The following is a 22,746-nucleotide window of genomic DNA, read 5'->3' on the forward strand; positions in this document are numbered from 1 at the left end:
CCCCCCGCGGGAAGCGCCGGCCCGCCGGTTTCACCGGCACCCCGGCCAGGTTGCGCCGCCGCAACAGCCCGCGCCTTTTCTGCGGGAAAACCCCTACTTAATTACCGCCTGTACATACGGAATTTGCATGCCGCAATGCTAATTGCTGTGCGCTGCAGCAAACCGGCTGACAGCGATTGCCAGCGGTGATGGGCTTGGGCATGATCCGCCGAAAATAAGCATTCCGTTGTGTTGCAATATGCTGATCATGAATCCCCTGGGAGATAGCCGGATGGACACCTGTAACCGGGCGCGCCGCGACGCGCGGCTCGATGTGCTGCAAAGCGCCAGTGGCGCCGTGCTGGCGCTGTTTTTGTGCATACACCTGTTTCTGGTCGCCTCGATCCTGCTTGGCGAGCAGACGATGTATCACGTGGTCAAGGCCATGGAACTCGGCTTTCTGTCCGCCGACGGGCTGCACGGTTATCCGTGGGTCGTCAGCCTGATCGGGCTTGGCGTCGGCGCGCTGATCGCACTGCATGCCTTCATCGCCCTGCGCAAGTTTCCGCAGAACGGGCGCCAGTGGCGCCGGCTCGGTCACCAGCTCGATACCCAGGCGCACGGCGACACCCGGCTGTGGGTATGGCAGGTGGCGACCGGCTTTGCCCTGTTCCTGCTGCTGCCGGTCCACCTGTGGACCATGATCCTGCAGCCCGAGGCCATCGACCCGTGGCGCTCCGGCGAACGCGTGCGCGATCTCGGCATGATCTGGGTCTATGCGCCGCTGCTGCTGGTCGCCGACCTGCACGCGATGATCGGCCTGTACCGGCTGGCGCTGAAGTGGTTCGGCCCGCAGCCGGCCCGGCGCACCCTGCTGCGCCGGCTGAAAACCGGTTTCAGCCTTGCCTTCATCGGACTTGGCGCCCTGTCGCTGCTCGCGCTGTGGCGCGTGGCGCCGCCGGACGGCTCGATCCTCTACCTGACCCAGTCCACGATGGAGCGCCCACGATGAAAACCGTTTACACCGACGCCCTGGTCATTGGCGGCGGACTGGCCGGCCTGCGGGTCGCCATCGCCTGTCGCCAGCGTGGCCTCGATACCCTGGTGCTGTCGCTGGTACCGGCCAAACGCTCGCACTCGGCCGCGGCCCAGGGCGGCATGCAGGCCAGCCTCGCCAATGCCCGCAAGGGCGAAGGCGACAGCGAGGACATCCACTTTCTCGATACCGTGCGCGGCTCGGACTGGGGCTGTGACCAGCAGGTGGCACGGCTGTTCACCCACGTCGCCCCGAAAGCGGTGCGCGAAGCGGCTGCCTGGGGCGTGCCATGGACGCGCATTCGCGCCGGCAAGCGCAAGGTCATCATCAATGCCCGCCAGGAAGAGCTGGAAGAACCGGCCGGCGCGCACGGGCTGATCAATGCCCGCGATTTCGGCGGCACGCGCAAGTGGCGGACCTGCTACACCGCCGACGGTACCGGTCACGCCATGCTGTACACCATGGACAACCAGGCCATCGGCCTCGGCATTCCGGTTCACGAACGGCAGGAAGCGCTGGCGCTGATCCATGACGGCGAACGCTGCCACGGCGCCGTGGTGCGCGACCTGATCACCGGCGAGCTGTACGCGTGCATCGCCCGGACCACCACGGTGGCCACCGGCGGCTATGGCCGGCTGTGGGCGGTATCGACCAATGCCATCATCTGCGAAGGCACCGGCCAGGGCATCGCGCTGGAAACCGGGCTGGCCGTGCTCGGCAATCCGGAGGCGGTGCAGTTCCACCCGACCGCCATCGTGCCGGCCGGCATCCTGACTACCGAAGGCTGCCGGGGTGACGGCGGCGTGCTGCGTGATGTCGATGGCCTGCGCTTCATGCCGGACTACGAGCCGGAGAAGAAGGAACTGGCATCGCGCGATGTGGTGTCGCGGCGCATGACCGAGCATATCCGCAGCGGCAAGGGCGTACCCAGCCCCTACGGTCCGCACCTGTGGCTGGACATCACCCAGCTCGGCCGCGCGCATATCGAGAAGAACCTGCGTGAAGTGCAGGAAATCTGCCAGCACTTCCTCGGCATCGACCCGGCAGTCGACTGGATTCCGGTCCGGCCGACCCAGCATTACTCGATGGGCGGAATCCGTACCGATGTGCGTGGCGAAAGCCCGACCCTCAAGGGCCTGTTCTCGGTCGGCGAAGCCGCCTGCTGGGACCTGCACGGCTTCAACCGCCTTGGCGGCAACTCCCTGGCCGAGACCGTCGTCGCCGGCATGGTGGTGGGCGAGCATGTCGCCGACGCCAGCCTGGCCGCCCCCGGCCCGGATGCGCAGCTGGCCCGGACCTTCGTCGAGCGGGAGGCCGCCGCGATCGACGCCCTGCTGGCGCGTGAGGATGGTGAAAACGTGTTCGCCCTGCGCCACGAAATGGAGCAGATCATGATGGACAAGGTCGGCATCTTCCGCCACGACGCCACGCTTGGCGAGGCGGTCGCCGCCCTCGAAGCGCTGCTCGAACGCAGCCGGCGGCTGTGCGTGCGCGACAAGCGCCGCCATGCCAATCCGGAACTGGTCGCCGCACTGCGCCTGCCGCGCATGCTGAAGGTGGCGCTGTGCGTTGCCGCCGGCGCCCGTGCCCGTACCGAAAGCCGTGGCGCCCATGCCCGCGAGGACTTCCCGCAGCGCAATGACCGTGACTGGCTGTCGCGCACGCTGGCACGCTGGCCATCTGCCGACGCCACCCGGCCGGAACTGCAGTACGAAGCCCTCGACGTGATGGCGATGGAACTCCCGCCCGGCTATCGCGGCTACGGTCCCGACAATGCCATTGCCCACCCCGACACCCGGCGCCGACAGCAGGCACTGGCCGACCAGCCGGTCGACCAGCCACTGCCCGACGCCTTGCCCGCCAAATACCGCCCGGCCAACCAGCGCCGGCCAGGAGCCCAGTGACATGGCTGCCAGAACCCTGACTTTTTCCATTTTCCGCCACGACCCGCAAGGCGGCGGCCAGCCCGTCATGCAGGACTACCAGCTGGAAGAAACACCGGGCATGACCGTGTTTATCGCGCTGAACCGCCTGCGCGAGGAACAGGACCCGTCGCTGCAGTTCGATTTCGTTTGCCGCGCCGGCATCTGCGGCAGCTGTGCGATGGTGATCAACGGCAAGCCGACCCTGGCCTGTCGCACGCTGACTGCCCGCTTCGACCCGCCGCACATCACTCTGCTGCCCCTGCCGGGCTTCGAGCTGATCGGTGACCTGTCGGTCAATACCGGCAAATTCATGCGCGCACTGTCCGAGCGGCTGGCCGCCTGGCTGCACCCGCAGGACGGTGCAGTCGACCTGCATGCGGTCGAGGCCAGCATGGACCCGGACCTGGCCGACCGGCTGTACGAGGCGGAACGCTGTGTCGAGTGCGGTTGCTGTATTGCCGGCTGTGCCACGGCGCAGATGCGCGACAGCTTTGTCGGAGCGGTCGGCTTCAACAAGGTCGCCCGCTTCGCCCTCGACAGTCGCGACAGCCGCTCGCTGGATGATTTCTACCATGTGATCGGCAGCGAGGATGGCGTGTTCGGCTGCATGTCGCTGCTCGGTTGTCAGGACAACTGCCCGAAAGGCATCGACCATGCCGGCCAGATTGCCTATCTGCGCCGCAAGCTGGCGTTCAGCCGCAAGGTGTGGCGATTGTTTCCGGCCTGACAGCGCAACCGGCCGGCTTCCGGCCGGCGTCAGACCATGGATGACCGGCGGTCCTGCGTCGCCGGTCCACGCCCGGCGGACAGCGCCGGAGTCCGTCTCCCGCGTGCCAATACCGGGTTAGCCCCGTGACAGGTCAGCTGCTATTCTTTCTGCATAAAGCCCAGCGATTGCGAAGCGACTTCTTGCACCGGGAAATGAGCGTACCTCGCCATGGTTCTACACTTCTTCCAGAGCATCACGCTCATCCTGGCGCTGTGCTGGCTGCAATCGGTCAACACGCGCTTCTGGCGCGGCCGTTCCGTTCCCGCCCAGGTCACGTCCGGACTGCTGTTCGGCGCGACCGCCATCGTCAACATGCTCGACCCGATCTGGCTGGCACCGGGAGTCTTTATCGATGCGCGGCTGGCGGTACTGGGCATGGCCTGCGTATTCGGCGGCCCGCTGGCCGGTTGCCTTGCCGTCTCCATGGCGGTCGCCTACCGGCTGGAGCTGGGCGGCGCCGGCGCCGTTCCCGGCGCGGCAGGCATGCTGATCACCGCCCTGCTCGGCTTTGCCTACCGCCATGCGCTGTCCCGGCGCTGGGTGCGGGGCGGTGCTCCGCAGATGCTGGGTTTCGGCTTCCTGATCCACCTGCTGGCGCTGTTCCTGCTGCTCGTCCTGTCCGGCCTGGCCCCGGTCAGCGTGCTGATCCTCAGCATGACCCTGACGCTGCCGGTCGTCACCCTGATGCTGGCCCTGCTGCTGCAGGACCTGCAGCAGCGCAGTCAGGCCAGCTCCGCGCTGGAGGAAAGCGAGGCCCGCATGCGGGCCATCACCCATGCGATTCCCGACCTGCTGCTGGTGCTGGACGAGGATGGCCGCTATCTGGATATCGTGTCACCGGTCCAGCACCGGCACCTGCTGTATGACGATGCGGCAAGGCTGCAGGGACGGCGCATGCACGACGTGCTGCCCACGGCCAAGGCCGACCGCCTGCTCGCCTTTGTCCGCCAGTCACTGCTCAGCAGAACGCCGGAAGCCATCGAATACACGCTGGACATCGGTGCGACCCATCGCACCTTCGAAGGCCGCGCCCAGGCACTGGACATCAATCTGGACGGCCGCAAGGCCGTGGTGATGGTGGCGCGCGACATTACCGCGCACAAGGCGGCCGAGGCCGAGATCATGCAACTGGCCTTTTTCGACCCGCTGACCGGCCTGCCGAACCGCCGCCGGCTGATCGACCGGCTGACCCAGATGCAGGCTCGCAGTGCCCAGGACGGGACCTTCTCCGCCCTGCTGTGCATCGACCTCGACGACTTCAAGAAAATCAATGACCTGCGCGGCAGCGCCGCCGGCGACCAGATGCTGCAGCAGGTCGCGTGCCGGCTGGAGAGCTTCACCCGCGAGACCCATAGCGTGGCACGCATGGGCGGGGACAAGTTTGCGGTCCTGCTCAGCGGGCTGTCGACCGTGCGCGAGCAGGCCCACAGCGCCGCCAGCCTGGTGGCCGGCCAGTTGCTGGAAGCCCTGCGCGCACCGTACCAGCTGGGCCCGAATGTGCAGTTCAGCAGCGGCAGCATCGGTATCGTGCTGTTCAATGAAACCTTTTCGGCCAATGAGCTGCTGCAGCAGGCCGATCTGGCCATGTATGCGGCCAAGGATGCCGGCAAGAACACCTGGTATTTCTTCGTGCCGGCCTTCCAGGAGGCCGTCAATTCCCGCCTGCGGCTGGAAGAGGAAATCCGCCAGGGCCTGCTGCGCGGCGAATTCCACGTTCATTACCAGCCGCAGTTCGACGAACGGGGCCACCTCGCCGGGGCCGAAGCGCTGGTACGCTGGCAGCATCCCGAGCACGGGCTGATGATTCCGGGTCACTTTATCGGGGCAGCCGAGCAGGCCGGGCTGCTGCAGCAACTGGACCACTGGGTCCTGGTCGAGGCCTGCCATCAACTGGCAGCCTGGAGTGGTCATCCGGTCATGGGCAGTGTGCCGGTGTCGGTCAACATCAGCGCCGTCCAGCTGCACCAGGGCGATTTTTCCACCCAGGTCATGGGCGTACTGGCCGAGACCGGCGCGCCGGCGAACCTGCTGATGCTGGAACTGACCGAATCGGTACTGGTGCGCGACATGGCGCTGGCCATCGCCCACATGGAGGCCCTCAGGGTCCACGGCGTGCGCTTTGCGCTCGATGATTTCGGCACCGGCTATTCATCGCTGTCCTATCTGCAGCAACTGCCGCTGGACGAGCTGAAAATCGACCAGTCCTTCGTCCGCAGCCTGCCTGCCGATACCGGCAGCCTGGTCATCATCCGCGCCATCACGGCGCTGGCGGAATCGTTCGGCTTCGACGTGATTGCCGAAGGCGTGGAGACGGACGCCCAGCACACATTGCTGGCCAGCAATGGCTGCCGGTACTTCCAGGGTTATCTGTTCGCCCAGCCGATGCCGGCGGAAGCCCTGACCACCCTTGCCACCACCCTGCCCCGGAACGAGAGACACGCTGCCGCTAGCGGCATTCGTCGGCGCTGACCGCGTTGTCCAGCGGCAGCAGTACCACCTGCTCACCCTCGGTCTGGATGCGCCTGACGGACAGTTCACAGGTGCCGTGGGCAAAGGACAGATCCATGGACGCTTCGTAGTCGGCGCCCGCTTCCGGCACGAAACTGCGTGCAATGTTCTTGCAGTAATAACCGCTGACATCACGGAACGAGGTCAGTACCGTCAGCGGCTCCCCTGCCGCCACGCTGTATTCCTTGAAATAGGCCTTGGACAGCACGCCGCTCCGGGCGGACAGGTTGCGGGTCGCAGGGCTGTCCGGCATGCCGATGCGGGTGTTCGAACTCGCCCCCAGCAATGACAGGAAGGCATCCCCCGCTCCGCCGGACACCACTTCCGCACCGCCGGAGCCAAACAGGCCGCTCTTGTAGCAGGCGCTGTTGCGGTAGAACTTCACGCTGATGCCATTCTGCCCGAACAGCCGGATTCGGGCGCTGGCAGCAGCATCCGGCACGGGGGACGTATCTGCCCGTGCCATCGCGGACAGCGCCAGCAGACCGGTGGCACACAGTGAGGCGGCCAGGGCGGCAGCGGAAATCGGGAGCCATGTCATGCGGATGCCTCATTCACTTTGATCCAGTCAATGGATTCATTATATCCCATATGGATTTTTCATCCGCGGGCACGTGATGCCGCAGCGCTTGCTGCAATATTTGTCCCTCATGCTGGCGGGACAGCCACCGTCATCCACCAGCAGGAAAGGCCCATGATGAACCAAGCGAACAGCCCGCACAGCATTCCGGCCAGCCAGGTGCGCCCCGGTCCGCACTGGGTTCGCACCGCACCGGACAAGGACTGGTTCATTCTCGATATCCAGGTCCCGGAGCGCTTGCTGTACGGCATGGCCCAGGCCGAATACGTACCGATCCGCAAGCCGGGTTGCGACACCTGACGGACGGTCGATTTTTTCCCGTTTTTTCAGTGGGCTGAATATTGATAATAAATTATCAGGCGTCTACTCTGGTCTGGCACCGCATGAACGGTCGAGAGGAGGACGCATGCCACTGGAAAGAGCCCTGAACGAATTCAAACGCGCCGAAAGTGCCTTCAGGCAGACCTGTGCCACGGAGGTCCTGACCAGGCAGCATGACGTACTGGCGCTGCAGGAAAGCTTCAGTGATGCCATCACCGAGCTGACCCGTGTGGTTGCCGAACAGCTGCGTGCGGAAATGGCGAAAAAGCAATGACAATGGCCGCCAGTCACTGGCGGCCATCAGGCTGTCCATGCCCCCGCCGCATGGACGGCAGCTATTCGAGTGGCGCCTCGCAGAAGCGGTCGAAAGCGGCGGCATCGGCGCCCAGCCCCTGCTTCCGCGCCAGCTCCCACGGACGCTCGCAACGATCTGTCCGCGCGCACCACGCATAACCGGCCGAGCCGATACAGCCATGTGAATCCCGATCCGAGCCCGGCATCGGCTTCTGCTGCTCGGCGGCCATCCCCACACACCCGCCCAGCAGCACGGACAGCAGCAGCGGCCATTTGCGCCAATCGTTCATGACACCCTCCATTCACGGTTCATCCCGGGTTGCCTGCACATAGAGCCACAGCAGGAACTGGCAAACGTTCAGCAGCACATAATAGATAGTGCCAACGTTGATGACGCCACGCAGCAACAACACCCACATCTCCCGCATGCTGCCGGGCGGCAGCCACTGGGCCAGCCGATAGCATGCAATGACGATGCTGACTTCCAGCACCATCCTTTTCGACACCACCCGCTCCTTGCCACTCATCACCACCGCCTCCCGCCTCCATCCGGACAGCGCGTTTCACGCGCGGACCGCTGCCACCAACGCCCGGATGCAAGGGTAACCGGCACGCCGGCCCAGGGCCAGAGGGGTGATTCAGCCCGCCGCACGTGATGTCGGATGAAAAATTATTCTCTTTCCATCAGCCCGGATCGGATGTCCGGTGCGAATGGTGCTGAACAGGAAGGCATTCCTGTCCATCTCTCCGCAGATTTTCACGCCAATGTCATAAATTTTGCAATTTAAAATCAATGATTTGAGGCATTCAGGTTTATTTCGCCATTCCAAAAGCATTTCGATGAAAAAAAATATTCAACGTAGGGTTTTGTCTGCCGCGTTCAGGCCGATAAACCAGTGAGCAGACGGCGAATCGGAACCGGGCCGTACCGGCCGACGGAGACCGGTGACAAGAAAACCGCCATTCGCCGGGTGACATGGAGGACGGGGGCCCACTCCCGCACTCGCAATCCTGATACGCATAGACTTGCAAGGTGACTGAATGAAAATCTCGACCAAACTGTACGGAATGACCCTGATCAGCCTGATCGGCCTGACGACCATGCTGGGGACGCTGTATGTGCAGATGCGCGAGCTGGAAGGACACGTTGTGGATGCGACGCAAAACGCCATGCCATCCATTATCGCGGCGGAAGAAGTCAAGACGCGCTACCTTGAGGCGCGCCGCCAGGGGGCCCTGCATACCGCCGCCCAGGATGCCGCGAGCAAGCAGGAAGCCAAAGCCGAGATCCAGAAAAACGTCGACCAGCTGCTGAAGGAACTGGACAGCTACAAGGCCACGCTGGCCACCAATGACGAAGACCGTGCCAATACCGATGCCACCATCGCCGCCGTGAAAAAGTGGCAGCAGCTGATGGACACCTTCCTCGCCCTGTCCGACAAGGGCACGGCCGAAGGCAGCGCGGCCGCTCTCGAATTCAGCAAGTCGACCGTTTCCCCGGTCGCCACCGAGGCCTACGCCGCCATCGACAAGATGGTGGAATTCAACAAGCAGCAGGGCACGCAGGCAGGCAGCGATGCGATTGCCGCGGGCCAGAGCGCAAAGCAGGCGCTGATGGCGCTTGGTGTCCTGCTGCTGGCATTGATCACCGGTGCCAGCTTGTGGGTGGCGCTGAGCGTCAAGCGTACCCTGAGCCAGCTCGACCGGAAAATTGCCGAGATCACCAGCGAACGCAATCTGACCCTGCGCGTCGACGACAGCGGCAAGGACGAGATTGCCCATATCGCCGCACGCTTCAACCAGTTGCTGCAGATGCTGCAGACCAGCTTCGTCGAGCTGACCCGGATCGGCCAGAGTGTCGGCGGGCATGCCTCGGAAGTCGCCAGTTCGTCGGTGCAGATGTCACAGGCGGTCGAACAGGTCAGCGAATCGACCTCCAGCATGTCGGCCGCGGTCGAACAGATGACGGTCAGCGTCAACCATGTGGCCGACCGCTCGGCCCAGGCCGACCAGAGCGCCCGTGAAGCCGGCGAAGAGGCGGCCATCGGCGCTGCCGTCATCAATGACACCATCGGCATGATCCGCAGCACCTCGGACAGCGTCAAACACGCGGCCACCCAGATCGAACAGCTGAAGGAAAAGACCACGTCGATCGGCACCGTGGTCGGCGTGATCAAGGACATCGCCGAACAGACCAACCTGCTGGCACTGAATGCGGCCATCGAAGCCGCCCGTGCCGGCGAAACCGGCCGTGGCTTCGCCGTGGTCGCCGACGAGGTGCGCAAGCTGGCCGAACGCACGGCGATCTCGACCCAGGAAATCACCGGCACCGTGTCGTCGATGCAGAGCGATGCGAATCAGACCGTGACCTCGATGCAGAATGTCGTGAGCCAGGTCGAAACCGGCATGGCTGCCGCCAACCAGGCGACCGAAGCCATCCAGCGCATTCTCGACCGCACCGGCGGCACGGTCGGTCAGATCGCCGAGATCTCGCACTCGATGCGCGAACAGTCGATGGCCAGCACCAATATCGCCCAGCAGATCGAGCGCGTGGCGCAGATGGCCGAAGAAAGCCATTCCAGCTCGCAGAACAACTCGGCCACCGCCGCCAACCTGAACGAACAGGCACAGCGGATGCTGACCACCATCGCCCAGTTCAGGGTCTAGCCAGCGCCATCCCGGCCGGCATGCCCGTCACGGCCCGGTCTCCCTTGCGGGAGGCCGGGCCGCTGTCATCAATGGCGAACCGCCCCGCCCAGAAAACCGGCGAACAGGTTCTCGGCCTGCACGCGCGTGATCTCGCGAATCGCTCCGGCTTTCAGCAGATGTCCGCAGTGGGTGCAGACAAAGCTGCCCGCCTTGTCCGCAGGCTTGAAGGTGCTGCCCTTGCACACCGGGCAGTCGATGGGAGTATTGGGCTGGGTAGCCATGGACATTCCTTTCAGAGAGGGATAGTCGTATGTCATCTACAGTCTATGCCATCCATGAAAATTTTTTCCCGCTTTTTGCCGCAATGCGAAATGTTTTTCCATGGCGATGCTGAAATGGTGCCGGCGCCGGACCCGACACGCGCCCGGCCCCTCATTTTGTGCTTCTGAACAGCCGTTCCCGCAGTGAAACCGGGCGGGCCTCAAGGTCGCATTCGTCGACGATAACCCTGGCCCCATAGCTGTCCTGCGCTGCGCACAGAACCGGGCAGGAAAACCCTTCGATCGCGATGGCGTTTTCCAGATAGACCAGTTCGGCACCCGACTCCACATGCACGACCCGCTCACCTTGTCTGAAGCGCCTCATTCCCGCACCTGATTCCTTGCTGATGACACAGCCCTATGGCACTTACAATTGATAGTCAATTTACATAAGCAGTACAATATTCTATTCCGTTGTCATGACCGGATCGGGGTGGCCTGGCGTCCGTTCCACGTCCGGCGGAGAGGCAGGCCGCCATGGGTCCACATGGGTCATCACGTTCAATACCGGATGGCGTTGCAGCACGCGCTGCCTGGCAAGCACGGCAATGTCGTGCCCTTCGGCCACGCTCTTGCCGGCATCGACTTCGATGTGGACGTCCACGACAATCATGTCGCCCATCTTCCGGGTACGGACATCATGGATATCGTGCACACCGGGCGTTCCGGTCAGCGTCTGCCGGATGGCCTGCAATTCCTGCTCGTCCACCGCATGGTCCATGAGGTCGTGCAGCGCGCTCCAGCCGAACGTCCATCCCATCCTGGCGACCATCAGCCCGACGATCAGGGCGGCAATCGGGTCCAGAATCGGGTAACCGGCCAGATTGCCGATAATGCCGATGCCAACCACCAGTGAAGACGCCGCATCGGAGCGGGCATGCCAGGCGTTGGCCACCAGCATGCTGGACTTCACTTTCCTCGCAGCCGCCAGCATGTAGCGGAACAGCAGCTCCTTCGCCAGCAACGCCCCTCCGGCGGCATACAGTGCAATGATGTGCACCTGGGCCACGGTTTCCGGCGCCTCCAGCTTGCGCACGGCCGACCACAGCATGCCCACGCCCACCGCCAGCAGCAGCAGGCCAAGGACCAGGGAGGCCGCAGTCTCGAAGCGCTGATGACCATAGGGATGCCCTTCGTCCGCCTCCTTCTTGCTGTGGTGACTGGCAAACAGCACCACGAAGTCGGCAACCAGGTCCGACAGCGAGTGAATCCCGTCGGCAATCAGCCCCTGCGACCTGGCCAGGATGCCCACGCCGACTTGCGCGAGCGTCAGGCACAGATTGACGACGACGCTGACCCAGGTGCTCCTGGATGCCACGCGGGCCCGTTCGATCAGCAGCCCGGGGGAAACTTCGGTGTCATCGCGGATATTTTCAAAATGCATGGTCTGTATTCTGTTTGATATTCAGTTAAAAATGGCATGGGGCATTTCCAAGTCTATCCAGCCAATACTGAAAGCAGAATGAATGGTTTATTCGATCCATTCACGGTAATTGATAATGAAATTCGATTTGCAGCGCTATGTCATGGAAAATTCGTCAGGTGATAATCATTCACGGCCATAAACACACTCATTCTCACCTTTGATCCGCGATTCCCGTTTGCCCGATGCTGAACCCGGAGCGCAATATTGACGGCGAGATCATGCAGAAAGGCGGTTTGGCATGCCGATGACCGTAGCCCGGCTTCACCAGATACTTGGAGACCTGATCGCCGCGGGCCACGGCCAGCGGCCGGTATGCATCAACAAAGCCACGTTCCGCCCCCCGGGCGGGCAGGAAGGCTCCGTCATTCTCGATGTCGGCAGCGCAAGCGGCCCGGAGTGGGTGCCGACCAGAGACGATAGTGACTGCAATCCGTGGCGGCAGGACAGCAATGAAGCCGGCCGCCGTGTCGTGGTGCTGAGGGGGCTGCATGAATAAGCGGCGGACCGTGCACAAACAAAACGGGAAGGCCTCGAACTGCACAGCTCGCAGTCGAGGCCTTCCCGGTCCCCACGGATGCGTTTTCAACGCGGGGGCACTCCCAATATAGCAGGGTTCCGGCCTGATTCAAGAAATGTCAGCCCTGCTGCCGGAGAATGTCGCGCGAATGTTTTCTCCGGGATGGATGCCCGGTTTTATCCGGTCCCGGATGGCCCGCGCAGCAAGACGCGACAACCGTCGGCAAACAGCCTGACGATGCCCCGCGGCTCAGAGCGGGCCGACAGCGACGGGAGCACGCAAGTCGACGAGCCGCTGCGCTCCGACGCAGCCCGGGCACGCCCGACCGGTGCGGAGCGGTCAGCCGCCACGCCGACTTGACGGGGCCGTCGACAAATGGATAGTGGAGACTGCATCGGCATATAACGCAATGGTATGCTGGCGGTGATCTTCCACCGGCATCCGGCCCGGTTCGCGGCAGAACGGGCAGCCCACAGGACGGGCGGCATGCCGGCGCAACACTAGACAGAATAAGGCTTTGGTACTGCATATGCTTCTGATGATCGACAACTACGACAGCTTTACCTTCAACCTCGTCCAGTACTTTGGCGAGCTGGGGCAAGAGGTCGAGGTGCATCGCAACGACGAGATCTCGCTGGACGAGATCGCGGCGAAAAAACCACAGTTCCTGGTCGTGTCGCCAGGTCCCTGCTCTCCGTCCGAAGCCGGCATTTCCGTGGCGGCAATCCAGCGCTTTGCCGGAGAGATCCCGATCATGGGCGTCTGCCTCGGTCACCAGAGCATCGGCCAGGCGTATGGCGGTCGCGTGGTCCACGCGCAGACGCTGATGCACGGCAAGACCTCGCCGGTGCATCACCACGACGTCGGCATGTTCCGGGGCCTGCCGAATCCGGTGACCTGCACCCGCTACCACAGCCTGGTCATCGAACGCGACACCCTGCCCGACTGCCTCGAAATCACGGCCTGGACCGATGACGGCGAAATCATGGGCGTACGGCACAAGACGCTGCCGATCGAAGGCGTGCAGTTCCATCCGGAATCGATCCTGACCGAGCACGGCCATGCGATGCTGCGCAACTTCCTTGAGACCTTCGGCTGATGCGCGCCCTCCTGTCCGCCCTGGTGCTGGTACTCGGCGCACCACCGGCCCTGGCCTCCGCCTGCCCGTCCGGCGAGCTGCATGACCCGGTTAGCGGGCATTGCGTCAGGCTGCAGCTGGACCCTGCCCCCGCTGCCGTGGCGGCGCCGGACACGGCCTCGCCACTGAGCCGCAGCCTGGATGCGCTGTCGGCCCCGCACACGGCCGCCGATGCACCGGCCGACTGCAACCCGCATACGCCGCAGGGCCGGGCTGCCTGCGCCGGCCAGCCGGGCTACAGCCCGCTGATACGCAGCGCCCCGCCCGGTGATGACAATCGCCCGGCCATTGCCAACTGCCTGAACGACCTTGAAAAAGCCAGCGGCCGCCCCGACGCCAATGCGTTGCGGCTGGCGTGCGGTCACTGAACCCTGGATTCCCGATGATTACCCACCAGCAAGCGCTGAACCGTCTGATCGACGGCAATGAACTGTTCTTTGATGAAATGGTCGACCTGACCCGCCAGATCATGCGTGGCGAACTGACGCCGCCGCAGATCGCCGCCATTCTGGTCGGGCTGCGGGTCAAGGTCGAAAGCGTGTCCGAGATTGCCGCAGCGGCCACGGTCATGCGCGAATTCGCGCTCAAGGTGCCGGTCACCGATCGCGAACACCTGATCGACATTGTCGGTACCGGTGGCGACGGTGCCCACACGTTCAATATCTCCACCACCTCGACCTTCGTCGCCGCCGCCGCCGGTGCACGCGTGGCCAAGCATGGTGGCCGTTCGGTGTCGTCCAGCTCCGGCAGTGCCGACGTGATCGAGGCGCTTGGCGTCAACCTGCAGCTGCCGGCGGAAATGGTCGGCCGCTGCATCGACGAAATCGGCATCGGTTTCATGTTTGCGCCGAACCACCACACGGCGATGAAATATGTCGCGCCGATCCGCCGCGAACTCGGTGTTCGCACCATTTTCAACATCCTCGGCCCGCTGACCAACCCGGCCGGCGCACAGAACCAGCTGATGGGCGTGTTCCACCCGGATCTGGTCGGTATCCAGGCCCGGGTGCTGGCCCAGCTTGGCGCCGAGCATGCACTGGTGGTCTACGGCCAGGACCGGCTGGACGAGATCAGCCTGGTGGCGCCGACGCAGATCGCCGAGCTCAAAAACGGCTGGATCCGCGAATACGTGTTCGATCCGCGTGAACACGGTTTCCAGCTGTGCGAAGCGGAAGCGCTGCGCGCCGACAGTGCCGCCGCCTCGAAGGAAATCCTGCTGCGCGTCCTGGACAACGAAGCCGGTCCGGCGCGCGATATTGTCTGCCTGAATGCCGGTGCGGCCATCTACACCGCCGGCGTTGCCGACTCGTTCGATACCGGCATCGAACTGGCGCGCGAAGCACTGGCCAGCGGCGCAGCCCGGGAAAAACTTGACCAACTCGTCCGGCGCAGCCATGAATTAGCGGCATAATGGGCGGCTGTTAACGCACTTCCTGGACTCCCATGCCTCGTAAAATCCACAAGGAAATCTTCAAGGCCTACGACATCCGCGGCATTGTCGGCAAATCACTGACAGTGGAAATGGCAGAACAGATCGGGCAGGCAATTGGCTCGGAAGCTCGCGCCCGTGATGTCGCCGCCGTCTGTGTCGGCCGCGATGGTCGCCTGTCCGGCCCCGAGCTGTCCGATGCGCTGGCCCGCGGCCTGCGTGCGGCGGGCGTCGACGTCATCGACGTCGGCCGCGTGGCCACGCCGATGCTGTACTTTGCCGCGCACGAGCTCGGCACGCTGTCCGGCGTCATGGTGACCGGCAGCCACAATCCCCCCGAATACAATGGCTTCAAGATGATGCTGGCCGGTGACACGCTGGCCGGCGATGACATCCAGAAGCTGCTGAAGCGCATCGAGAGCGGCGACGTCGAAACGGGTGAAGGCAGCTACCGCACCCACGACATCGTCGAGGCCTATCTCGACCGCATTACCGGCGACATCAAGCTGTCGCGGCCGATGAATATCGTGGTTGACTGCGGCAATGGTGTCGCCGGCGCGTTCGCGCCGACGCTGTATCGCCGCCTGGACTGCCGCGTTCGCGAACTGTTCTGCGACGTCGACGGCACCTTCCCGAACCACCATCCCGACCCGGCCAAACCCGAGAACCTGCAGGACGTGATCCATGCCCTGGCCTCGACCGATGCCGAACTTGGCCTGGCCTTCGACGGCGACGGCGACCGGCTGGGCGTGGTCACCAAGGACGGCAACATCATTTACCCGGACCGCCAGTTGATGCTGTTCGCCGGCGACGTGCTGTCGCGCAATCCCGGCGCCCAGGTCATCTATGACGTCAAGTCGACCCGCAAGCTTGCGCCATGGATCCGCGAGATGCACGGCAAGCCGCTGATGAGCCGCACCGGCCACAGCTTCATCAAGAGCAAGATGAAGGAAACCGGCGCGCTGCTGGCCGGCGAGATGAGCGGTCACGTGTTCTTCAAGGAACGCTGGTACGGCTTCGACGACGGCCTGTATGCCGGCGCCCGGCTGCTGGAGATCCTGTCCGAGGTCGACGATCCCAGCGCGGTGCTGAACAACCTGCCGAACAGCATCAGCACGCCCGAACTGAACATGAAGATGCGCGAGGGCGAGCACTACGCGCTGATCGAGCAACTGCAGAAAACCGCAACCTTTACCGGTGCCGACGAGGTCATCACCATCGACGGGCTGCGGGTCGAATACCCGGACGGCTTCGGGCTGGCGCGCGCCTCGAACACCACGCCGGTGATCGTGCTGCGCTTCGAGGCCGACACCGTTGAAGGGCTGGAACGCATCAAGGCGGACTTCCGCCGCGTGCTGAGCCAGGCCACCGACGTCGAGCTGCCGTTCTGACCCGACTCAGCACTGGCGGCGCAATTTGGGACAGCTCTGATTCCTGACGCCATGGCGTCATGACACGCTGGACGGAATAACTTCTTCCTTCCGTCCGGTGCTGCCATGACGCTGTCTGCTTCCTCTCCGTTTCCTGCCTCTTTCCGCTTTTTTCGCCGGCTCCCCGGATGCTGGCTGCCTGTCGTGCTCGCCGCACTGAGCGGCGCCACGGCCGCAACCACGCTGTCCCCGGTCGTGGTCAGCGTTACCCGCGATGCGCGCAGTGCGGACCGCAGCACGATACCGATCAGCGTGCTGACCCGAGCCGATATCGAACAGGCACCAGCCGGGCAGATCCAGTCACTGCTGGCGACCCTGCCCGGCATCAGCCATTCGCGGGCAGGCGGGCTGGGTGGCCAGCTGGTCATGCGCGGCATGAACTCCAACGATCCGCGCATGGTTCTGGTGCTGGATGGCGACCGCTTCCGTGGCCGCAACACGCTGGAATACAACCTGCTCGACCCGTCCGGCATCGAGCGCATCGAGGTCATTCGCGGGCCGGCATCGGCACTGTACGGCGCCGATGCCATGAACGGCGTGGTCAATGTCATCACCCGTCGCGCCCGGGGCGATGCCTCACGGGATGGCTTCACGCTGATACCACGACTGGCATCGCTCGCCTATGCCTCGGCGGAGAACCTCCGGGCCGGCCGCGCCGAGCTGGAAGGCGTAGGCAACGGCATCGACCTGCTGCTCGGGCTCGGCATCCGCCATGCCGGCGACTTCCGCAGCCCGGCCGGTCCCATCGCAAACAGCGACTTCCGCACGGCCGAGTTCACTGCCCGCGCCGGTTATGCACCGGACGCGCAGCAGCGCTGGGAACTGAGCGCCAGGCTGGCCCGGGTCGAAGCCGGCCGCCCCGGCGGCATTGGCGGCGCCCCGGGCCTGCCGTGGAGCGAGGTACGCGAATCCCCGATCCGCGAAAACCATTTCCGGATCGGCTACCAGCACCATCAGGCCGTGCCATGGGCCGACCGGATCGAGCTGTCGCTGTATCGCCGCTCGCTGGACACCGCCCGGACCGGCACCACGCGCCGTGCCGGCAACGACCGCTATGCCCGCAACCACAGCTTTGTCATCGGCCCGGTGGTATGGGGCGGCAAGCTGCTGGTCGGCACGCCGTGGACGCAAGGCCGCAGCCACTGGGGAATGGATTTCTACCACGAGGCGCGCGAGGGCAGCGAACTCGCAAGCTGGCGCGGGCATGGCCATGCACCGCCGACCTCATCGACACCGCGCACCCGGATCAGCCGTGCCGCCTCCCAGCTCAATGCCGGCCTGTTCTTCCACCATGACCAGCCGCTGTTCTCCGCGCACCAACTGTCACTGGGGGCCCGCTACGACTGGATCCGCACCCGGACCGGATCCACGCCGGCGCCGGATGAGGATGCGCGCACGCGTGCGGCCTTTGCCGGTCGAACGGCGGCCAGCGACCGGGCGCTGACCGCCAGCGGCGGGCTGATCCTGCAACCGCTATCCAGCCTGCAGCTGGTCGGCAATCTGGCCACGGCTTTTCGCGCCCCCGCCACGTTCGAGAAATTCGGTGCCAGCCGGGTCGGCACCCGCATCACCGAACCGAACCCGGCGCTGGCGCCGGAGCGCAGCATCACGGCCGAGGCCGGGCTGCGCCTGCGGTGGCCGACGCTGCAGGGAAATCTGACCGCCTTCGACAGCCGCTATCGGCAGCTGATTGCGCTGGCCGACAGCGGCCCGCAGGTCTGGCAGCGGCAGAACATCGCCCGGGCCGGCATGCGCGGCCTGGAGCTCGACGGCATCTGGCAGATCCAGACGCCACTGTCTCTGCGGTTCAATGCCTCTCGTGCCCGCGGTGCCCGGCATGATACCGGCCAGCCGCTGCCGCATGTACCGCCATTGAACGGCCTGCTGTCACTGCGCCACCAGTCCGCCGGCTACTCGCTGGAAGCGCGCCTGAAGTGGTCACTGGCGAAGCGCCGCATCGATCCGGCACGGGAAACGCGCAGCGCAGGCTACGGCATCGTGTCGCTGTATGGCGGGCTGGAACTCGCCCGGGTCCATCCGGCACTGAAGCCGTTCCGGCTGGTGCTCGGTATCGAGAACCTTGCCGACAAACGCTACGCTCACCCGGCCACCGTCGCCGATCTGCGCTACCCGGCCAGTCCATCCAATCCGCTGCTGGAGCCCGGGCGCTCGCTGGTACTCAATCTGGTGGGCACGCCATGAACCTGCGCCACGGACTGATCGCCCTGCTGTCGGGCTGCGCGCCACTGCTGGCCGCCACGCCGCAGCGCATTGTCACCATTCCGATCCCGGCCGCCAGCATGATCACGGCCCTCGATGCCGGACCGCAGCGGCTGGTCGGTATCCACCCGGGGGCATTGCCGGGCATTCGCGACCGTTTTCTCGGCCAGCGTTTCCCCGCGCTGCTGACCCTGCGCACCGACATCGTGGCCGGCGGTCGTTTCACGCCGAACATCGAAACCCTGCTGACCCTGCGCCCCGACCTGGTCCTGCAATGGACCCATCTGCCGACCGCCTCCCTGCATACGCTGGAGCGCGCCGGCCTGCGCACGCTGGGCATGCGCTACGGCAGCCAGGCGGATCTGGAAGCGGCGCTGACCGCCATCGGTGCAGCGACCGGCACCGAGGCCCGTACCGGGGCCCTGCTACGCCATCAGCGCAACACCCGGCGGGCACTGGCTGGCCCGTCCGGCCCGCGCCCGCGCGTCGTCTATCTGCGCAGTCTCGCGCACGGGCTGAAGGCCGGTGGCAACGGCTCGTACATGACCCACGTCATCGAGCTGGCCGGGGGCGTCAATCTCGCCACGGCCGTCAATGGTTCGATGGCCGATGTCACGTTTGAACAACTGCTGGGCTGGGCGCCGGACATCCTGCTGCTTGGCGGTTTCGATGACAACGTACCGGCACGGCTGTATGCCGATCCGAAGTGGCGGGCAGTCAAGGCAGTGCGCGAGCGGCGGGTGTACAAGATGCCGCTCGGCGGTATCTGGTGGGAAGTGCCGAGCCACGAGTCCGCACTCGGCTGGATCTGGCTGCACGCACTGCTCAATCACTCGCCAGCCAGTGCCGCACGGCTGCTGGCCGACATGCGCAGCCAGTATCGGCTGCTGTACCGGCACACGCTGACCCGTGACGAGATCGACCGCATTCTGCACCGCAATGCCAATGCCGGCTCCGCCGGCTACACCCTGTTCGGGGAGGCCGCCAATGTCGGGCAATGAATGCCTGCCCGGCCGCTGGCTGTGGCCGGGGCTGGTGCTGGCACTGCTAGGCACGCTCGGCGTGTCACTCGGCATCGGTCGCTTCCCGGTACCGTGGTCACAGGCCGCCGCCGCCCTGTTCGGTCTCGACCCCGGCTTCGGCATTCACTGGCATGACACCCAGCAGATCGTCGTCCGTACCGTGCGCCTGCCGCGCGTGCTGTCCGCCGCCTGCGCCGGGGGCGGGCTGGCACTGGCCGGTGCGGCGCTGCAGGGGATATTCCGTAACCCGCTGGTCGGTCCGCACGTGATTGGCCTGTCATCCGGCGCCAGCCTTGGCGGCGCGCTGGCCATCCTGTGTGGCTGGTCGACCCTGCTGATGATCGTCGCCTCCGGTCTGAGTGCAGCGCTGGCGCTGGCCGTGGTCCTGCTGCTGGCCCGGGTCCGCGGTCAGACGCCGGTACTGATGCTGGTTCTGGCCGGCATCGTCACCGGTGCGCTGTTTGCCGCGCTGACCAGCATGACCGTCTTCCTGGCCGATCCCGACCGCAGCCTGCCCGGCATCGTGTTCTGGCTGATGGGCAGTTATGCGAGCAGCGACTGGACCACGCTGGCGGTGCTGGCCACCTGCCTGCTGGTCTGCGCACTCCTGCTGCTGCCGCTGGGCTGGCGCATCAACATCCTGTCGCTCGGCGATGACGACGCCCGTCTGCACGGCATGCCGGTCGAGTCGCTGCGGCTGCTGATTCTTGCCGCCTGCTGCGTGATGATCGCCGGTCAGGTGTCGGTCAGCGGCATCGTCGGCTGGATCGGACTGGTCGTCCCTCATCTGGCACGCATGATGGTCGGTGCCGACCATCGACGCCTGCTGCCGGCCGCCCTGCTGCTCGGCGCCACCTTCAGCGTGCTGGCCGACGACATCGCCCGCACCCTGACCGCGGCCGAGATTCCGCTCGGCATCGTCACCGCCCTGCTCGGTGCACCGGTTTTTGCCCTGATTCTGCGTCGTCGCGCCCGGCGCGGCTGGAGCGAGGACTGACATGCCGACCGGACTGATCGAAAACGACGTCGTTGCGCTGCGCCATGCCGGCATCCGTCTGCCGGACGGCACCTGGCTGTTTCGCGACCTGAACCTGCGCATCGCACCGGGACAGCGACTGTGCCTGCTCGGCGGCAATGGCCGGGGCAAAACCACACTGCTGCGCGCCATCGCCGGCCTGACGCCGCTGGACGAAGGCAGCGTGTGCGTGACCCCGGCGCTGGCTTACCTGCCGCAGCGCTTCCATTGCCTGTTCGACTATGGGGTCGTCGACATGGTGCTGATGGGACGCTGCCGTCATCTCGGTCTGTGGCGTCAGCCTGGCGCAACGGATCATGCACGGGCACTGGACGCGCTGCAGACCGTCGGCATGCAACGACTGGCTGCCCGCAGCTTCCGCACCCTGTCCGGTGGAGAGCGACAGCTGGTGCTGCTGGCCCGGGCGCTGGTCTCCGAACCCCGCTGCATCGTGCTTGATGAGCCGGCATCGGCGCTCGACCTCGCCAACCAGTCGCTGCTGCTGGCGCTGCTGGCCCGGCTCGCGCACCAGCAAGGCATCAGCACGCTGTTCAGTTCCCATCATCCGCAGCACGCGCTGGACAGTGACTGCCAGGTACTGGTGATGCGGGCGGATGATCTTCCCCTGCACGGCGATGCCCGAACGGTCCTGACCGAACCGGTGCTGTCCGCGCTGTACGGCCTGCCGGTGCGGCGGATCGACATCCACGACCCGCCGCATCACCATACCGGCATCGTGCCGCTGTTTCCGTCCGCTACCCTCCAGCAGGAACCCTGCCCTTGACCCGCTCCATTGCCGTCATCACCACCGGCGACCCGCCCCCACCGGCACTGTTCGCCCGCCCCGAGCTCGCTGCCCGGCTGACCGCCATCGACATCTATGCACTGAAACGGCAGTCGCTAGCCTCATTCAGCGCGCTGTTTATTGCCGCCGGCAGCGACCAGCGCGAACTGCTGGAGCAGAAACCGGCGCTGACCCGCTATCTGCATGCCGGTGGCGTGCTGGTCTGCAACGGCCATGTCGTCGATCCCTATGTCGACGGACTGACGCCGTTCCGGCCGCTGCCGGCCTTTGACGTCGAGCAGTTGACCGTCCACCGGCTGCGATCGCATCCGGTCCATGATGGCATCGACATGCGCGACCTGACCTTCCGCCATGGCGTGGCCGGTTTCTACGGTCGTGGCTGCAATCCGCCGCCAGATGGCGCCGTGCCGGTCACCGGCCTCGGACCGGCGCGGCTGCCGGTCGACTGGGAATGGTCGCCCCCGGGAGGCGGCAGGCTGTTCATGCATGCCGGCAACGACCTGTGGGGCTGCGGCGACAGCGGCGCCCGCTGCCTGCCGGTGCAACTGGTCGCATGGGCACTGTCCGTGTCCGCCATCGGCAGGCCGGCATGAGCACACCCCGCCTCGCCGCCCTCGACAATGGCAGTCATTTCCACCGCCGCGCGCTGTACCACCCGCGTTTCCGGCGCTATTTCGACCGGCTGATCGAACTGCGCCAGCTGGCGGACACCGATCTGGACGACATCGACGTGCTGGTCGTCACCGATCGCTGCCACCCGGGGCTGCTGTGCGCGGCACAGCCCCGGCTGCACGCGCTGCTCGCCGCCGGCAAAACTGTGGTCGCCATGGCCGGCACCCGGCCCGAACTGTGGTTGCCCGCTGTCGTCTGGCGGGACGAACCGGTCAATTTCTGGTGGTGGAAAACCCCGGGAGCCACGCTGGGGCTGTATACGCCGACACCCCGCCACACGCTGTTCGACCATATCGGCCTGGATGACGCCAGCTGGCATTTTCACGGCGTGCTGAGCCCGCCGCCCGGCGTCAGCGCACTGATCGGCTTTCACCACCGCGACGGCTGCCTGCTGTACGAGGACTGCCACAGCACGCCCGGGCGACTGATCGTCTGCACACTGGACCCGTTCTACCATTTCGGCTCCTGGTTCATGCCGGTTACCGGGCGTTTTCTGGATGGTTTCCTGCGCTACCTGCGCACTCTCCGGCCTTGCCAAGGCGATTGAAAATGGCTATATTCTGCCTCCTCGCGCAACGCGTCGCGGGTGTAGCTCAATGGTAGAGCAGAAGCTTCCCAAGCTTACGACGAGGGTTCGATTCCCTTCACCCGCTCCACAGTCACTGTCCACCGGCTTCCAGCGGTACCAGGC

At 65.1% G+C, this 22,746-nt stretch carries 24 protein-coding genes and 1 tRNA gene; 19 read left to right on the forward strand and 6 right to left on the reverse strand.

Annotated elements, in window-relative coordinates; genetic code table 11:
* Nucleotides 1-271 precede the first annotated feature (271 nt).
* The 4 genes from ACYVG8_RS06970 (at nt 272) to ACYVG8_RS06985 (ending at nt 6,178) form a co-directional block, all read left to right on the forward strand.
* Entirely contained in the window at nt 272-991 is a 720-nt protein-coding gene (locus ACYVG8_RS06970; protein ID WP_084300143.1) for a fumarate reductase cytochrome b subunit, read from the forward strand.
* On the forward strand, nt 988-2,919 hold the full coding sequence (locus ACYVG8_RS06975; protein WP_028499710.1) for a fumarate reductase flavoprotein subunit: 1,932 nt from the start codon (nt 988-990) through the stop codon (nt 2,917-2,919). The genes ACYVG8_RS06970 and ACYVG8_RS06975 overlap by 4 nt, the downstream gene beginning before the upstream one ends.
* A gap of 1 nt (nt 2,920) precedes the next feature.
* Nucleotides 2,921-3,667 carry a fumarate reductase iron-sulfur subunit gene (locus ACYVG8_RS06980; RefSeq protein ID WP_028499709.1) on the forward strand — a complete coding sequence of 249 codons (747 nt, stop codon included), beginning with the start codon at nt 2,921-2,923 and terminating at the stop codon, nt 3,665-3,667.
* 210 nt (nt 3,668-3,877) lie between these two features.
* On the forward strand, nt 3,878-6,178 hold the full coding sequence (locus ACYVG8_RS06985) for an EAL domain-containing protein (protein ID WP_051528935.1): 2,301 nt from the start codon (nt 3,878-3,880) through the stop codon (nt 6,176-6,178).
* Here the strand turns inward: ACYVG8_RS06985 and ACYVG8_RS06990 are convergent.
* A complete protein-coding gene (locus tag ACYVG8_RS06990) occupies nt 6,156-6,758 on the reverse strand; it encodes a hypothetical protein (RefSeq protein ID WP_107889916.1) in 603 nt (200 codons plus the stop codon). The genes ACYVG8_RS06985 and ACYVG8_RS06990 overlap by 23 nt on opposite strands.
* Before the next feature lie 153 nt (nt 6,759-6,911).
* Here ACYVG8_RS06990 and ACYVG8_RS06995 point away from each other — a divergent pair, with 153 nt between their 5' ends.
* Nucleotides 6,912-7,097, forward strand: a complete 186-nt coding sequence (locus ACYVG8_RS06995; protein WP_028499707.1) for a hypothetical protein — start codon at nt 6,912-6,914, stop codon at nt 7,095-7,097.
* A gap of 106 nt (nt 7,098-7,203) precedes the next feature.
* Nucleotides 7,204-7,392 (forward strand): hypothetical protein, encoded by a 189-nt coding sequence (locus tag ACYVG8_RS07000; protein ID WP_028499706.1) that lies wholly within the window; start codon nt 7,204-7,206, stop codon nt 7,390-7,392.
* A gap of 61 nt (nt 7,393-7,453) precedes the next feature.
* Here ACYVG8_RS07000 and ACYVG8_RS07005 read toward each other — a convergent pair whose 3' ends face one another.
* Nucleotides 7,454-7,702 (reverse strand): hypothetical protein, encoded by a 249-nt coding sequence (locus tag ACYVG8_RS07005; protein WP_199905483.1) that lies wholly within the window; start codon nt 7,700-7,702, stop codon nt 7,454-7,456.
* Between the two features lie 12 nt (nt 7,703-7,714).
* Nucleotides 7,715-7,939, reverse strand: a complete 225-nt coding sequence (locus tag ACYVG8_RS07010) for a hypothetical protein (protein ID WP_107889917.1) — start codon at nt 7,937-7,939, stop codon at nt 7,715-7,717.
* 514 nt (nt 7,940-8,453) lie between these two features.
* Between ACYVG8_RS07010 and ACYVG8_RS07015 the strand changes: the two genes are divergently transcribed.
* Nucleotides 8,454-10,079: a methyl-accepting chemotaxis protein gene (locus ACYVG8_RS07015; protein ID WP_331637901.1), complete on the forward strand. Its 1,626-nt coding sequence runs from the start codon at nt 8,454-8,456 to the stop codon at nt 10,077-10,079.
* A gap of 68 nt (nt 10,080-10,147) precedes the next feature.
* Here the strand turns inward: ACYVG8_RS07015 and ACYVG8_RS07020 are convergent, their stop codons facing one another.
* The 3 genes from ACYVG8_RS07020 to ACYVG8_RS07030 form a co-directional block, all read right to left on the reverse strand.
* Entirely contained in the window at nt 10,148-10,342 is a 195-nt protein-coding gene (locus ACYVG8_RS07020) for an ECs_2282 family putative zinc-binding protein (protein WP_028499702.1), read from the reverse strand.
* 151 nt (nt 10,343-10,493) lie between these two features.
* Nucleotides 10,494-10,706, reverse strand: coding sequence for a hypothetical protein (locus ACYVG8_RS07025; protein ID WP_028499701.1), 213 nt, complete (start codon nt 10,704-10,706; stop codon nt 10,494-10,496).
* Between the two features lie 81 nt (nt 10,707-10,787).
* Complete coding sequence (locus ACYVG8_RS07030) at nt 10,788-11,765, reverse strand: cation diffusion facilitator family transporter (protein ID WP_460745269.1); 978 nt, start codon at nt 11,763-11,765, stop codon at nt 10,788-10,790.
* 280 nt (nt 11,766-12,045) lie between these two features.
* On the opposite strand from ACYVG8_RS07030, the gene ACYVG8_RS07035 reads away from it, so the two are divergent.
* The 12 genes from ACYVG8_RS07035 to ACYVG8_RS07090 all read left to right on the forward strand — a co-directional run bounded on the left by ACYVG8_RS07035 (nt 12,046) and on the right by ACYVG8_RS07090 (nt 22,711).
* Nucleotides 12,046-12,303, forward strand: coding sequence for a hypothetical protein (locus ACYVG8_RS07035; protein WP_028499699.1), 258 nt, complete (start codon nt 12,046-12,048; stop codon nt 12,301-12,303).
* Nucleotides 12,304-12,853: 550 nt separating this feature from the next.
* Complete coding sequence (locus tag ACYVG8_RS07040; protein WP_028499698.1) at nt 12,854-13,423, forward strand: aminodeoxychorismate/anthranilate synthase component II; 570 nt, start codon at nt 12,854-12,856, stop codon at nt 13,421-13,423.
* Nucleotides 13,423-13,830: a hypothetical protein gene (locus ACYVG8_RS07045; protein WP_460745270.1), complete on the forward strand. Its 408-nt coding sequence runs from the start codon at nt 13,423-13,425 to the stop codon at nt 13,828-13,830. The genes ACYVG8_RS07040 and ACYVG8_RS07045 overlap by 1 nt, the downstream gene beginning before the upstream one ends.
* Before the next feature lie 14 nt (nt 13,831-13,844).
* Nucleotides 13,845-14,873, forward strand: coding sequence for an anthranilate phosphoribosyltransferase (gene trpD / locus ACYVG8_RS07050; RefSeq protein ID WP_028499696.1), 1,029 nt, complete (start codon nt 13,845-13,847; stop codon nt 14,871-14,873).
* A 32-nt stretch (nt 14,874-14,905) separates the two neighbouring features.
* Complete coding sequence (locus tag ACYVG8_RS07055; protein WP_028499695.1) at nt 14,906-16,282, forward strand: phosphomannomutase/phosphoglucomutase; 1,377 nt, start codon at nt 14,906-14,908, stop codon at nt 16,280-16,282.
* A 183-nt stretch (nt 16,283-16,465) separates the two neighbouring features.
* The gene (locus ACYVG8_RS07060; protein WP_460745271.1) at nt 16,466-18,523 is read left to right on the forward strand and encodes a TonB-dependent receptor; all 2,058 of its coding nucleotides are present in this window, start codon (nt 16,466-16,468) and stop codon (nt 18,521-18,523) included.
* Nucleotides 18,520-19,542 carry an ABC transporter substrate-binding protein gene (locus tag ACYVG8_RS07065; RefSeq protein WP_460745272.1) on the forward strand — a complete coding sequence of 341 codons (1,023 nt, stop codon included), beginning with the start codon at nt 18,520-18,522 and terminating at the stop codon, nt 19,540-19,542. The genes ACYVG8_RS07060 and ACYVG8_RS07065 overlap by 4 nt, the downstream gene beginning before the upstream one ends.
* Complete coding sequence (locus tag ACYVG8_RS07070) at nt 19,529-20,560, forward strand: FecCD family ABC transporter permease (RefSeq protein WP_051528932.1); 1,032 nt, start codon at nt 19,529-19,531, stop codon at nt 20,558-20,560. Before ACYVG8_RS07065 ends, ACYVG8_RS07070 begins: the two co-directional genes overlap by 14 nt.
* A 1-nt stretch (nt 20,561) precedes the next feature.
* Complete coding sequence (locus ACYVG8_RS07075; protein WP_460745273.1) at nt 20,562-21,362, forward strand: ABC transporter ATP-binding protein; 801 nt, start codon at nt 20,562-20,564, stop codon at nt 21,360-21,362.
* Nucleotides 21,359-21,976, forward strand: a complete 618-nt coding sequence (locus ACYVG8_RS07080; RefSeq protein ID WP_051528931.1) for a hypothetical protein — start codon at nt 21,359-21,361, stop codon at nt 21,974-21,976. Before ACYVG8_RS07075 ends, ACYVG8_RS07080 begins: the two co-directional genes overlap by 4 nt.
* Nucleotides 21,973-22,602: a hypothetical protein gene (locus ACYVG8_RS07085; RefSeq protein ID WP_028499693.1), complete on the forward strand. Its 630-nt coding sequence runs from the start codon at nt 21,973-21,975 to the stop codon at nt 22,600-22,602. Before ACYVG8_RS07080 ends, ACYVG8_RS07085 begins: the two co-directional genes overlap by 4 nt.
* 35 nt (nt 22,603-22,637) lie before the next feature.
* Nucleotides 22,638-22,711, forward strand: a tRNA-Gly gene (locus tag ACYVG8_RS07090).
* The last annotated feature ends 35 nt before the right edge of the window (nt 22,712-22,746 follow it).

It is taken from the genome of Microvirgula curvata (assembly GCF_054781615.1).

What these genes read in the sequence shown, in the direction of transcription:
- ACYVG8_RS06970 (WP_084300143.1), top strand. Translation starts at nt 272, where the DNA reads ATGGACACCTGTAACCGGGCGCGCCGCGACGCGCGGCTCGATGTGCTG.
- ACYVG8_RS06975 (WP_028499710.1), top strand. Translation starts at nt 988, where the DNA reads ATGAAAACCGTTTACACCGACGCCCTGGTCATTGGCGGCGGACTGGCC.
- ACYVG8_RS06980 (WP_028499709.1), top strand. Translation starts at nt 2,921, where the DNA reads ATGGCTGCCAGAACCCTGACTTTTTCCATTTTCCGCCACGACCCGCAA.
- ACYVG8_RS06985 (WP_051528935.1), top strand. Translation starts at nt 3,878, where the DNA reads ATGGTTCTACACTTCTTCCAGAGCATCACGCTCATCCTGGCGCTGTGC.
- ACYVG8_RS06990 (WP_107889916.1), bottom strand. Translation starts at nt 6,758, where the DNA reads ATGACATGGCTCCCGATTTCCGCTGCCGCCCTGGCCGCCTCACTGTGT.
- ACYVG8_RS06995 (WP_028499707.1), top strand. Translation starts at nt 6,912, where the DNA reads ATGATGAACCAAGCGAACAGCCCGCACAGCATTCCGGCCAGCCAGGTG.
- ACYVG8_RS07000 (WP_028499706.1), top strand. Translation starts at nt 7,204, where the DNA reads ATGCCACTGGAAAGAGCCCTGAACGAATTCAAACGCGCCGAAAGTGCC.
- ACYVG8_RS07005 (WP_199905483.1), bottom strand. Translation starts at nt 7,702, where the DNA reads ATGAACGATTGGCGCAAATGGCCGCTGCTGCTGTCCGTGCTGCTGGGC.
- ACYVG8_RS07010 (WP_107889917.1), bottom strand. Translation starts at nt 7,939, where the DNA reads ATGAGTGGCAAGGAGCGGGTGGTGTCGAAAAGGATGGTGCTGGAAGTC.
- ACYVG8_RS07015 (WP_331637901.1), top strand. Translation starts at nt 8,454, where the DNA reads ATGAAAATCTCGACCAAACTGTACGGAATGACCCTGATCAGCCTGATC.
- ACYVG8_RS07020 (WP_028499702.1), bottom strand. Translation starts at nt 10,342, where the DNA reads ATGGCTACCCAGCCCAATACTCCCATCGACTGCCCGGTGTGCAAGGGC.
- ACYVG8_RS07025 (WP_028499701.1), bottom strand. Translation starts at nt 10,706, where the DNA reads ATGAGGCGCTTCAGACAAGGTGAGCGGGTCGTGCATGTGGAGTCGGGT.
- ACYVG8_RS07030 (WP_460745269.1), bottom strand. Translation starts at nt 11,765, where the DNA reads ATGCATTTTGAAAATATCCGCGATGACACCGAAGTTTCCCCCGGGCTG.
- ACYVG8_RS07035 (WP_028499699.1), top strand. Translation starts at nt 12,046, where the DNA reads ATGCCGATGACCGTAGCCCGGCTTCACCAGATACTTGGAGACCTGATC.
- ACYVG8_RS07040 (WP_028499698.1), top strand. Translation starts at nt 12,854, where the DNA reads ATGCTTCTGATGATCGACAACTACGACAGCTTTACCTTCAACCTCGTC.
- ACYVG8_RS07045 (WP_460745270.1), top strand. Translation starts at nt 13,423, where the DNA reads ATGCGCGCCCTCCTGTCCGCCCTGGTGCTGGTACTCGGCGCACCACCG.
- trpD (WP_028499696.1), top strand. Translation starts at nt 13,845, where the DNA reads ATGATTACCCACCAGCAAGCGCTGAACCGTCTGATCGACGGCAATGAA.
- ACYVG8_RS07055 (WP_028499695.1), top strand. Translation starts at nt 14,906, where the DNA reads ATGCCTCGTAAAATCCACAAGGAAATCTTCAAGGCCTACGACATCCGC.
- ACYVG8_RS07065 (WP_460745272.1), top strand. Translation starts at nt 18,520, where the DNA reads ATGAACCTGCGCCACGGACTGATCGCCCTGCTGTCGGGCTGCGCGCCA.
- ACYVG8_RS07070 (WP_051528932.1), top strand. Translation starts at nt 19,529, where the DNA reads ATGTCGGGCAATGAATGCCTGCCCGGCCGCTGGCTGTGGCCGGGGCTG.
- ACYVG8_RS07075 (WP_460745273.1), top strand. Translation starts at nt 20,562, where the DNA reads ATGCCGACCGGACTGATCGAAAACGACGTCGTTGCGCTGCGCCATGCC.
- ACYVG8_RS07085 (WP_028499693.1), top strand. Translation starts at nt 21,973, where the DNA reads ATGAGCACACCCCGCCTCGCCGCCCTCGACAATGGCAGTCATTTCCAC.